This window comes from Helicobacter pylori FD535, from assembly GCF_000296015.2.
Taxonomy (GTDB): Bacteria; Campylobacterota; Campylobacteria; order Campylobacterales; family Helicobacteraceae; genus Helicobacter; species Helicobacter pylori_CT.
In genome coordinates this window covers 1-11,912 of sequence record NZ_AKHP02000064.1, presented here as the reverse complement: position 1 = coordinate 11,912, position 11,912 = coordinate 1, and the positions used below count along the sequence as shown (strand labels likewise).

Sequence of the window (11,912 nt, the reverse complement as noted above, 5' to 3'; positions counted from 1 at the left end):
AAGAAGCCAATAAAACCCCGGATAAACCCGAAAAAGTTTGGCGCATTCAAGCAGGAAGAGGCTTTAATGAATTCCCTAACAAGGAATACGACTTATACAAATCCCTTTTATCCAGTAAGATTGATGGAGGTTGGGATTGGGGGAATGCCGCTAGGCATTATTGGGTCAAAGGCGGGCAATGGAACAAGCTTGAAGTGGATATGAAAGACGCTGTAGGGACTTATAAGCTCTCAGGGCTAAGAAACTACACCGGTGGGGATTTAGATGTCAATATGCAAAAAGCCACTTTACGCTTGGGCCAATTCAATGGCAATTCTTTCACAAGCTTTAAGGATAGCGCCGATCGCACCACAAGAGTGGATTTCAACGCTAAAAATATCTCAATTGATAATTTTGTAGAAATCAATAATCGTGTGGGTTCTGGAGCCGGGAGGAAAGCCAGCTCTACGGTTTTAACTTTGCAAGCTTCAGAAGGGATCACTAGCGATAAAAACGCAGAAATTTCTCTTTATGATGGCGCCACGCTCAATTTGGCTTCAAACAGCGTTAAATTAATGGGTAATGTGTGGATGGGCCGTTTGCAATACGTGGGAGCGTATTTGGCCCCTTCATACAGCACGATAAACACTTCAAAAGTGACAGGGGAAGTGAATTTTAACCACCTCACTGTGGGCGATAGAAACGCTGCTCAAGCAGGCATTATCGCTAGTAACAAGACTCATATTGGCACATTGGATTTGTGGCAAAGCGCGGGGCTAAACATTATTGCCCCCCCAGAAGGCGGCTATAAGGATAAACCTAATAATACCCCTTCTCAAAGTGGCGCTAAAAACGACAAAAATGAAAGCGCTAAAAACGACAAACAAGAGAGCAGTCAAAACAATAGTAACACTCAGGTCATTAACCCACCCAATAGCGCGCAAAAGACAGAAATTCAACCCACGCAAGTCATTGATGGGCCTTTTGCTGGCGCCAAAGACACGGTGGTCAATATCAACCGCATCAACACTAACGCTGATGGCACGATTAGAGTGGGAGGGTTTAAAGCTTCTCTCAGCACGAATGCGGCTCATTTGCATATCGGCAAAGGCGGTATCAATCTGTCCAATCAAGCGAGCGGGCGCTCTTTGTTAGTGGAAAATCTAACCGGGAATATCACCGTTGATGGGCCTTTAAGGGTGAATAATCAAGTGGGCGGTTATGCTCTTTCAGGCTCAAGCGCGAATTTTGAGTTTAAGGCTGGTGCGGATACCAAAAACGGCACAGTTACTTTTAATAACGATATTAGTTTGGGAAGATTTGTGAATTTAAAAGTGGATGCCCACACAGCTAATTTTAAAGGTATTGATACTGGTAATGGTGGTTTCAACACCTTAGATTTCAGTGGCGTTACAAACAAAGTCAATATCAACAAGCTCATTACAGCTTCCACTAATGTGGCCATTAAAAACTTCAACATTAATGAATTGGTGGTTAAAACCAATGGTATAAGCGTGGGGGAATACACTCATTTTAGCGAAGATATAGGCAGTCAATCGCGCATCAATACCGTGCGTTTGGAAACTGGCACTAGGTCAATCTATTCTGGCGGTGTTAAATTTAAAAGCGGTGAAAAACTGGTTATCAATGATTTTTACTACGCCCCTTGGAATTATTTTGACGCTAGAAATATTAAAAATGTTGAAATCACTAACAAACTTGCTTTTGGACCTCAAGGAAGCCCTTGGGGCACGGCAAAACTTATGTTTAATAATCTAACCCTAGGTCAAAATGCGGTCATGGATTATAGCCAATTTTCAAATTTAACCATTCAAGGGGATTTCACCAACAATCAAGGCACTATCAATTATTTGGTCCGAGGCGGGCAAGTAGCCACCTTGAATGTAGGCAATGCAGCAGCTATGTTATTTAATAATAATGTGGATAGCGCGACTGGGTTTTACCAACCGCTCATGAAGATTAACAGTGCTCAAGATCTCATTAAAAATAAAGAACATGTCTTATTAAAAGCGAAAATCATCGGTTATGGCAATGTTTCTGCGGGCACTAACAGCATTAGTAATGTTAATCTAATAGAGCAATTCAAAGAGCGCCTAGCCCTTTATAACAACAACAACCGCATGGATATTTGTGTGGTGCGAAATACTGATGATATTAAAGCATGCGGGACGGCTATCGGCAATCAATCCATGGTGAATAACCCTGACAATTACAAGTATCTTATCGGTAAGGCATGGAAAAATATAGGGATCAGCAAAACGGCTAACGGCTCTAAAATTTCGGTGCATTATTTAGGCAATTCTACGCCAACTGAGAATGGTGGCAATACCACAAATTTACCTACAAACACCACCAACAAGGCGCGTTTCGCTAGCTACGCTCTCGTGAAGAACGCTCCTTTCGCTCGTTACAGCGCCACTCCTAATTTAGTCGCTATCAATAAGCATGATTTTGGCACCATTGAAAGCGTGTTTGAATTGGCTAACCGCTCTGGCGATATTGACACGCTTTATGCTAACTCAGGCACTCAAGGCAGGGATCTCCTACAAACCTTATTGATTGATAGCCATGATGCGGGTTATGCCAGAACAATGATTGATGCGACAAGCACTAATGAAATCACCAAGCAATTGAATACGGCCACTACCACTTTAAACAACATAGCCAGTTTAGAGCATAAGACAAGCGGCTTACAAACTTTGAGCTTGAGTAATGCGATGATTTTAAATTCTCGTTTAGTCAATCTCTCCAGGAGGCACACCAACAATATTGACTCGTTCGCCCAACGCTTACAAGCTTTAAAAGACCAAAAATTCGCTTCTTTAGAAAGCGCGGCAGAAGTGTTGTATCAATTTGCCCCTAAATACGAAAAACCCACCAATGTTTGGGCTAACGCTATTGGAGGAACGAGCTTGAATAATGGCGGCAACGCTTCATTGTATGGCACAAGCGCCGGCGTAGACGCTTACCTTAATGGGGAAGTAGAAGCTATTGTGGGCGGGTTTGGAAGCTATGGTTATAGCTCCTTTAGCAATCAAGCGAACTCTCTTAACTCTGGAGCCAATAACACTAATTTTGGCGTGTATAGCCGTCTCTTTGCTAACCAGCATGAATTTGACTTTGAAGCTCAAGGGGCGCTAGGGAGTGATCAATCAAGCTTGAATTTCAAAAGCGCTTTATTGCGAGATTTGAATCAAAGCTATAATTACTTAGGCTATAGCGCTGCAACAAGAGCGAGCTATGGTTATGACTTTGCGTTTTTTAGGAACGCTTTGGTGTTAAAACCAAGCGTGGGCGTGAGCTATAACCATTTAGGTTCAACCAACTTTAAAAGCAACAGCGCCAATCAAGTGGCTTTGAAAAATGGCGCAAGCAGTCAGCATTTATTCAACGCTAGCGCTAATGTGGAAGCGCGCTATTATTATGGGGACACTTCATACTTCTATATGAATGCTGGAGTTTTACAAGAGTTCGCTAACTTTGGTTCTAGCAATGCGGTGTCTTTAAACACCTTTAAAGTGAATGCCGCTCGCAACCCTTTAAATACCCATGCCAGAGTGATGATGGGTGGGGAATTGAAATTGGCTAAAGAAGTGTTTTTGAATTTGGGCTTTGTTTATTTGCACAATTTGATTTCCAATATAGGCCATTTCGCTTCCAATTTAGGAATGAGATATAGTTTCTAAATACTGATCTAAATACCGCTCTTAAACCCATGCTTTGGCATGGGGTGGATTTAAGAAGTGTAGATCTTTGGGACTTTGATCTCATGTTTTATTTGGTTTATCATCTCTTTCATGCTAATGTGTTATCAACAAACCAACCCCTAAGGGATTAGCCTTTAAAATAAACTCCACTAACGCAAACAAAAATACTCTAGCTTTTTAAAAATCTTAAACAAAACATATTGTATAAGAAATTTTTTATTCAGCCTAGTGTTTAAAAATTCAAAAAAATTCTTTTTGTTGTGGTTATTAATCTCAGTAAAAGTTTCAATTTGACCCGCTAAATTTTCAAAAACTAAAGAATCAAAAGAAGTTTTAAAAGCTACTTGATGCCATTCTTGAGAATACGGGTAGCTAAAATGTTTCCAAGGCTTTTCATCAGCATAAAAATGCAACATGCAAACATCAGATTTTTTGGGTATCATTCTCGTCCCCACCATGCGTGGATGGACATTATACTTGCAAAGTATTTCTAAAATACACCCTTGGCAAACAAGCACAAATAAATCTTGCTCTGGCAACAAAAGCCCTTCATCTCTTGTTTTAAAAAAATCAATCAGTTTTTCTTCCAAATGACACTCCCTCCACAACGCCAAATTGACCAACATAAAACCTACATTAAAAGGGTTTTCATATAAAATTTCTACTTCTTGAAAGGTTAGGCTTTTATGATTGAGTTTAACACCCATTCCCTTAGACCAATTAAGACGAGACAAAAACAAATCGTTAGCGCTATGAATATCAATCAATGAATAGTCTTCTTTGGTCGCTCCAAAATACTCTCCATCCATAGGGATAAAAAAGCTCTCGCTAATATCGCCCACAAACAAAGTGTCCACATCAAACATGATAATTTTTTCATATTGAGGAAAAATACTCGCTAGCAGCAAACGGCATAAAATCATTTTAGAAAAACGCTTTTGAGCAAAAGAATTGAGTCTTAAGAAAAGTTTAGAAATCAATTTAAAAGGATAAGCATCATTCTTTGAAATATCACAAAATTCCATACCAGAAAACGCGCTAAAGGGGGCTATAGTTCGCTTTAATTTTTCTACATTTTCAGCGCTCAAACTATCCACTAAACAATGGATTTGATAAAAAAGTTTTACCCCATTTCTTTCTTGCTTCGCACAAGAAAGCATGGAGTATAAACTCACAGCAGCAGGGATGCAATAATTATTGTCAAAAGCTACTACTATAGGGATAGTCTGAAATGGGGGGGGGGGTAACAGATGCGCTAATTTTCATATAAAATCCTTGAAAATAAAAATAGATAAAACATTATAACTCAAAATTCTCTATTCTCAAACTCTACAACGCATACACGACAAGCTTGTTATCATGCCAGATCGCTTCTAAGGGCGTGTCATAGAGCGCGCTTAAATTGTGTGAAGTCATAGCGATTGGCGTGGAAGCTTGCAAAAAAAGTTTTTTATCTTTGAGCATGACCACATGCGTGGAGTGCCTGGCAACCAAATTGGGATCATGGATATTGACTAAAACGCTCAATTCTCGTTTTTTCATCTCATCTTTAATCGCATCAAAAAAAAGGGCTTGGTTTTTTAAATCTAAAGCGCTCGTAGGTTCATCCAGTAACAATAAGGGCGTTCTTTGCAACAAACTTCTGGCTAAAAGCACCATTTGCCTTTGGCCGCCGGACAAATCATTAATGCCTTGATCTTTTAAGGATTCTAAATCCAAGCGCTCTAAAACGCTAGTCGCTTCTTTAATGTGCTTGGCTTTAGGCATAGCGAACAAGTTCAAATGCGTCGCTTTCCCCATTAAGACAAAATCCAGCACGCTGAAATTAAACGCATAAGATTCCACTTGGGGGATATAAGCGATCAGTTTAGCTTTTTCATAAGGCTTTAAGGGTAAAATATTTTTGTTACACGCTTTAATTTCGGTTTCTTCTAAAGGCTTTAAAAGCCCTAAAAGGCATTTTAAAAGCGTGGTTTTACCCGAGCCATTAGGCGCTAAAATACTGGTAATGCTGTTTTTTGGCACGCTAAAACTCAATTTATCCAAAATGAGTTTTTGAGAATATTTAAAAGACAGGTTTTTAACTTCTAAGACCATCACACCCCCCTAGTCCTGAATAAAAGCCACAAGAAGAAAGGCGCTCCTAAAACGCTTGTCGCAATGCCCACCGGTAAATCATAGGGGGTAATGGTTTTAGCCACCACATCCGCTAAAAGCAAGAAAAACGCTCCCATTAACAAAGAGCTTAAAAGCAGTTTTTGTAAATTTGCTCCAAAAAACAACCTCGCTACATGCGGAATGACTAACCCAATCCAGCCAATCGTTCCGGACACGCTCACCGCTAAAGCGCTCGCAACGCTCACGCACACCAAACAAAGCGATCGCAACAGCACGGGATTAATCCCCAAACTCAAACTTTGCGCATCGCTCAAGCTCAATAAATTAATACGCCACCTTAACAAAAAAAGCGGGATAAAGCCTAGAGATAGCCCTATGAAAGCGATCAAGCAATCCTTATAACTGCTCAAAGACAAGCTCCCTAAAAGCCACACGACAATCGCTTGCGCTTTTTGGGGGATCACAAAGAATTTTATCGCTCCAGCTAAGGCGCTTAAAAACGCGCTCAACACCACCCCTGAAAGCACCAACGAAAGGACGGAATTGCCTAAAACCCTATTCATCGCTAAGACAGCAAGGCTGGCTAAAATCGCCCCAAAAAACGCTAAAATCGCAATGTTAGACTCCACTACCGCTATCGCCATCGCCACGCCTAACATCGCCCCGCTAGAAATCCCTAATAAAAAGGGATCCACTAAGGGGTTTCTAAAAATCGTTTGCATCACCACCCCACTCCCAGACAAACTCGCTCCCACCAGGAGTGCTAAAATCACTCGTGGTAGTCGTATTTCTAAAATAATAATACTTAAAGAGCTCAGTTCTTCGTTGTGTAAAAAGTGGTTTTTCACATTAAGGCACACTTCTTGCCATTCTTCCAAACTCAAGGACTCCCCTCCAAACAACAGCACCACCACCGCTAAAATCACGCAAGCTAAGGCGATATGATAGGTTTTAAGCATCACGCTTCCTTTTAAGAACGATTAATCTGAACAAAGAATCATACCAGCTACTCGGGAGGATTTGATACAACGCTAGCAACAATTGGGTTTTTAAGCCGATCAAATAACGAGCCTTGATTTTTTGACTCATGCTAAGAAAAACGATTTTTTGCGCCACGGCTTTAGGGCTTAGGGCGTTTTGATACACGCCAGAATAAAAGCTTTTAGCCGCATTCACTTCTAACGCATAAAGGCTATCTTCGCTCTCAAAATTCTCAACTGAAAAAGCGGTTTTTTCCCAGTTGCTTTTCACCGGGCCTGGCTCAATCAAACACACTTGAACGTTAAAGGGTTTAAGCTCTAAACGCAAGGCATCGCTATAAGCCTCTAGGGCATGCTTACTCGCGCTGTAATGGCCTAAAAAGAGCATGCTCACACGCCCTGCGATGGAAGAAAGATTGAAAATCTTAGAGTAGGGCTTGTTTTTTAATAAGGGCAAACAAAACTGCACCACTTCACAAAGGGCGAAAAAATTCACGCCAAATTGCTTTTTAACTTCTTCAATGGGCGTGTCTTCTACGCTCCCAAACACCCCATAACCGGCGGAATTGATCAAAACATCGCAATGATCTTCTTTAGCGCTAATGTTTGAAAACGCTTCTTTTAAAGCGTTAGAATCGCTCACATCAACATCAATGCTCTCGCATAACGCATGGTTTAACGCTACGCACAAAGTCGCATGCCTAGAGAGCGCATAGACTTTATACCCTTGATCTAACAACATTAACGCGCACTCCAACCCAATCCCAGAACTCGCCCCGGTGATAATTGCCACCTTTTGGCTTTCTTTTTTCTCGCCCATTATCTAACGCCAACTCTCTTATTATTTTTATAATTCCTCTAATATTCACTTAATATTACTTAATTTTTACTAATATATAGTTCTTGGAATGTTTTTTACAAAAGACATTTTTAACACCAATTTTAATTAAGGAGAAACAATGCCTCAAATACAATCATCGCATTCTAGCCATTTTGATTTTACTATAGACACAGCGGATCGCACTAAATTATTGATGAGCTATCTGGTTGTGCCTACCACCGCTAATTTCAACAATGTCATGCATGGGGGGGAATTATTGAATTTGTTGGATAAAGTGGCTTACGTGTGTTCGACTCGTTATTGCGCTAAAGGAACGGTCACTTTAAGCGTGGATGGGGTTACTTTTAAATACCCCATTCCTGTAGGGAATTTGCTCACTTTTTTAGCCAGCATCAATTATGTGGGCAACACCTCGTGCGAAGTGGGGATTAAGGTTTTGAGCGAAGATATTAAAACTCGTGAAATCACGCACACTAATTCATGCTATTTCACCATGGTGGCTGTAGAAAATGGCAAACCCACCCCCATGCCTAAATACGAGCCTAAAACAGAGGTTGAAATCCGCCGTTATGAAGGGGCTTTGAAGCGTAGGGAAATGCGCACACGAGGGTATTTGAAAAGCGGGAAACACGAGGGTATTTAAAAAGCAAAAAAAGCGTAAGCGGTGTTTTAAATTTTACCCCTAAAAAGGGGGTAGTTGGTTGAGCGGTTGGTTTAAGCGTTATAAGTTGCGGACGGCTTAAAACAGCTCGCTATGACTGCCTAGTCTTACTAAAACAAGCTCACCACCTTTCACTAAAGCAATAAATCCGGTTTTAGGTGGCATTCTCTAAAATTTTTTAAACCGCCTTTGAGCGGGTGGTCTTTGTATTGGGGAGCTAGGGGTTGCTCTTTGGCTAAATTTTCAACCACTTTATATAAAAGCTTTAAATCAAACCCGTTTTTAACAAGAATTTTAAGATCCTTATCAAATTTTTTACTGGTTTCAATCATCAGCATTTTTAAATCTTAAGTTTTCACAATGCTTTTTAAAATCCTCTATGCTTTTAAAACAAAGGTGGTTCTTGGTATCTTTAGCCCTTGCTAAGATTTCTCGCTCTTCTTCTATGGTGTATCCGTTTTCGGTTAAATGGAGCACTTTAAATTGGAGCGCTTTTTTGATTCTTTGTTTTTGAGCTTGGATTTCCTTCAATTTTTCTAACGCTCTTTTTTGTTTGGTCTTGATAGAATTTAAAAAGTTAAAAAGCTGTTTTTCGCTGTATTGGGTGTAGTCTTTTTCTGCGGTGGTGTTAGGCATGTTTATTCCTTTTTTAACAATACCAGCTCATTATAGCGCAAGCGATTTGGTTTAAGCATTATAAGGGGTTTGGGTGGATTAAAACAGATCGCTATGACTGCATGAGTCATAAAAAAGCGTTGCTTTTCACTCTATAAGTGCCAAGAATTTTAAAGATTTGGCTAAACACTAGGATTTCACAATCTCAGTGAAATCGCTAAAGTCCTCTACCTTAAACGCTCTAATGTCCCTAACAGACTTTTTAAACCACTCAATTTGAGAGAGTTTATTGATCGCTTTATAGACTTGCGCTAGAGTGTTTTCTCTAGAATAATTAACATAAACGCTCCCTTGAGTCCATTCAAACCCTAATAGCTCTAATTCTTGCCTTAAATCATCATAGGCTTTATTGTAGGGTTCTCCGTATTCTTTTTTTAAAATCTCAATCTTTAAATCAAACGCTAAAGCATACATTTTCAAAACCTTTACTATTTTCTCTTTTTAACTCGTTTGTAAGATCATCTAAACTATCAATTTGAGTGAGATTAACCCCATTTAACGCATCTCTCATGGCTTGTTGCGTTTGAATGTTTGGGATCTCATGCCCCAAACAACAATCTCTCTTATCATCAAAAGCTTGGCTGATTTTTCGCTCTAATTGATGGATTAAGTTAAAAAGCTGTTTTTCGCTATATTGGGTGTAGTCTTTTTCTGCGGTGGTGTTAGGCATGCTTATTCCTTTTTTAAAAATACCAGCTCATTATAGCGCAAGCCGATAGAGCGGGATTAAAAAGGTTAGAAAAAAACTTAAAGATTAAAAAGCGAAAGCAGTGGGGATTGGCAAAAAGAAAAAAATCAAACCCCCAAAAAAAAGAGCTTTAAAAAAAGAGAGTTTTAAAAAAAGAAAGCTTCAAAAAAAACCCCCCTAAAAAGGGAGTTCTACAAAAGCTTTAGTAAGCGAACACGTAATTCAAATACACGCTATAAAGCCTGCGGTATTTGAGTTCAGCCCCCATGAAAGAATAGTAATTGGTGTTAATGGTGGGGATTTTCACGCCTAGCTCAATGCCATGCTGAGCCGCATGATCGCTGCCTTTTTTCTTAGATCTGGCTAAATTCATCCTCACCCCCATGTTGAACAAGAATTGGAAATTCGCCACATTCATTTTAGCGTTATAGACGTTATTCACGGTGGCTAAATTCACATACTCAGAATTAAGCCATGAAGTGCCCGCTAACGCAATCCCGCCAAAAAGCCCCACAGAAAGCTTGTTGTTTTTGCCTAAGAAATTGGTGGCTTTATCGTTGATGAAGTTATAAAGCGCGTCCGCTCCAAAACCATAAGTCCATACGTCAGAAGCCGAGTTGAAGAAGCTGGATTTGATGAACGCATGGTTGTAGTCAAAAAAGCCGTAATACCTAGCGCCCCATTTTCTTTTTTGGCCAAAGAATTGCTTGTAACCCACCTGAATACCGATCCCATTCATCGCGCCGTTGTTGGTTTGAGAACTGACGATGCCCATTTTCCTAAAGGGGTTACGCCCTAATTCTTGGTTGATGGTTTGGATCTGGTTGTAAGAATTTTGATTGAGGTAGTAATTGGTTTCTATGCCTTGAGGGCTATAAGGATTTTTCTTTTGGCTCACCACATTTTGCAAGCTTTGCGCATTAGGGACCTTTGAGAGCGCGGTGGTGATGCTGTTATAAGTATTCCCTAATTCATTGTATCGGGATTTGAAATTCACTAAAGTGTCAGCGATATTCTCTGCTTGCTGTATTTGCTGCTCTTGAGTGCCAAAGTGAGCGATGCTGTTGTTTAAATTCGTTATGGTTTGTTCCACATAGGCACAGCCGGAAGCGAAAGTTTGAGTGGTCACTGTGCCTGGAGCTGAACCTTGTGTGGCGCCAGTGCCAGCTGTTGAGGGGTTGTTGCATGTGGCTAAAAAGTCTTTAACAAAATGTTGAAGATTCCCGGTAATATTGCTAGGGTTAATGGTTTGCCCCACTTGATTAGCTAAATTGAGCATTTTGGCTTGCGCTTGAGCGTTAGCGAGCATGCCTTGCGCAAAACTGGCGTCCGTGAAAGGGTTGAAAGGCTTGCCATTATTATTGCCTACCGGAGTGGATTGTTCATGGCTGTTGATGACATTCGTTTGATTGACAAGCTCTTGCGCGTCCGTGATCATCTTTTGGATCGCGCTGATTTCTTCTGAAAAAGCGCCGCATATTTTCCCAGTAGTAGTAGTGAATTTTGGGGCGTTAGGCGCACTACTATTATTAGCACGGAAAAACGGGCATGCCGTGTTGATGGTGTTAATGAGCGTGCTCGCTTGCGCTAAGAGCGCTTGAGCGCTATCAGGCACACCGTTCAATTGGTTGGTGATTTCGGTGTAGGAGACATGTGATGTATTACTAGGCACTCCGCTATCAACGACTTTTGAACTGATCGTGGTGATCACGCTTTTGCCGTCTATGGTTTGGGTTTCCATCTTGGATCCGTTTTGTTGTTTCACTCCAGTTATGAAGCAGTTATTATTCCCTACCCCTGAGCAAGTGTAGCTGTAGGTTACATTGACCTTGCCGTTGTTTTCTTTGAGCGCTGGTAAGCCTTGTTTTAAAGCCGTTTGGAGGATTTGATAGGCTTCGTTAAGCTTTTTAAAATTCTCAATGCTCATAGGGCCGTAGTATCCAGGCACATACCCGTTCAAAGAACAAGTGATGGAAGTGGATCGATACCCTGGCTCGTTGTTGAAGATGGTGGTTGAAGAGGTGCTTTTTTGGCCATTGGCGTTACCCCCGCATTGCGTAACATAGCCCACGACATTCCAAAACCCTACCGCCGCGTTGATCGCTAAAAGCACGGCTTGATACGCCGGGGAGTTGGCTTTATCGCCGATCAAATTCTTCGCGCTCGCGCCCAGATTTTCACGAACTGCGTTAATCGCGCTCGGATCAGCGGACAATTTGATAAGGGTGTTTAGGGTGCTGTA

Annotated in this window: 9 protein-coding genes and 2 pseudogenes; 2 read left to right on the top strand and 9 right to left on the bottom strand. The window is 40.9% G+C overall.

Going from position 1 to position 11,912, the window contains the following annotated elements; genetic code table 11:
- Positions 1–3,686 (top strand): vacuolating cyotoxin family protein (locus DV63_RS16465; RefSeq protein WP_020982485.1); only part of this gene is annotated, 3,686 nt, incomplete at its 5' end.
- A gap of 170 nt (positions 3,687–3,856) precedes the next feature.
- On the opposite strand, the pseudogene DV63_RS16460 reads toward DV63_RS16465, so the two are convergent.
- The 4 genes and pseudogenes from DV63_RS16460 to DV63_RS16445 all read right to left on the bottom strand — a co-directional run bounded on the left by DV63_RS16460 (position 3,857) and on the right by DV63_RS16445 (position 7,625).
- A pseudogene (locus DV63_RS16460) lies at positions 3,857–4,973 on the bottom strand (glycosyltransferase family 8 protein).
- Positions 4,974–5,036: 63 nt separating this feature from the next.
- A complete protein-coding gene (locus DV63_RS16455; protein WP_000242377.1) occupies positions 5,037–5,804 on the bottom strand; it encodes an ABC transporter ATP-binding protein in 768 nt (255 codons plus the stop codon).
- Complete coding sequence (locus DV63_RS16450) at positions 5,804–6,784, bottom strand: FecCD family ABC transporter permease (RefSeq protein WP_000921458.1); 981 nt, start codon at positions 6,782–6,784, stop codon at positions 5,804–5,806. The genes DV63_RS16455 and DV63_RS16450 overlap by 1 nt, the downstream gene beginning before the upstream one ends.
- Positions 6,777–7,625 (bottom strand): SDR family oxidoreductase, encoded by an 849-nt coding sequence (locus DV63_RS16445; RefSeq protein ID WP_000504093.1) that lies wholly within the window; start codon positions 7,623–7,625, stop codon positions 6,777–6,779. The genes DV63_RS16450 and DV63_RS16445 overlap by 8 nt, the downstream gene beginning before the upstream one ends.
- A 139-nt stretch (positions 7,626–7,764) precedes the next feature.
- Here DV63_RS16445 and DV63_RS16440 point away from each other — a divergent pair, with 139 nt between their 5' ends.
- Positions 7,765–8,289 (top strand): acyl-CoA thioesterase, encoded by a 525-nt coding sequence (locus tag DV63_RS16440; protein ID WP_001135626.1) that lies wholly within the window; start codon positions 7,765–7,767, stop codon positions 8,287–8,289.
- Between the two features lie 96 nt (positions 8,290–8,385).
- Here DV63_RS16440 and DV63_RS16435 read toward each other — a convergent pair.
- The 5 genes and pseudogenes from DV63_RS16435 to babA all read right to left on the bottom strand — a co-directional run.
- Positions 8,386–8,645, bottom strand: a pseudogene (locus DV63_RS16435) (HP0892 family type II toxin-antitoxin system mRNA interferase toxin).
- Complete coding sequence (locus DV63_RS16430) at positions 8,632–8,943, bottom strand: type II toxin-antitoxin system antitoxin (RefSeq protein WP_001134053.1); 312 nt, start codon at positions 8,941–8,943, stop codon at positions 8,632–8,634. The pseudogene DV63_RS16435 and the gene DV63_RS16430 overlap by 14 nt, the downstream one beginning before the upstream one ends.
- 168 nt (positions 8,944–9,111) lie before the next feature.
- Positions 9,112–9,396: an endoribonuclease VapD gene (gene vapD / locus DV63_RS16425; RefSeq protein ID WP_000271053.1), complete on the bottom strand. Its 285-nt coding sequence runs from the start codon at positions 9,394–9,396 to the stop codon at positions 9,112–9,114.
- Entirely contained in the window at positions 9,377–9,652 is a 276-nt protein-coding gene (locus DV63_RS16420; protein ID WP_001134059.1) for a hypothetical protein, read from the bottom strand. The genes vapD and DV63_RS16420 overlap by 20 nt, the downstream gene beginning before the upstream one ends.
- A 220-nt stretch (positions 9,653–9,872) precedes the next feature.
- Positions 9,873–11,912 (bottom strand): Hop family adhesin BabA (babA, locus tag DV63_RS16415; protein WP_020982425.1); only part of this gene is annotated, 2,040 nt, incomplete at its 5' end.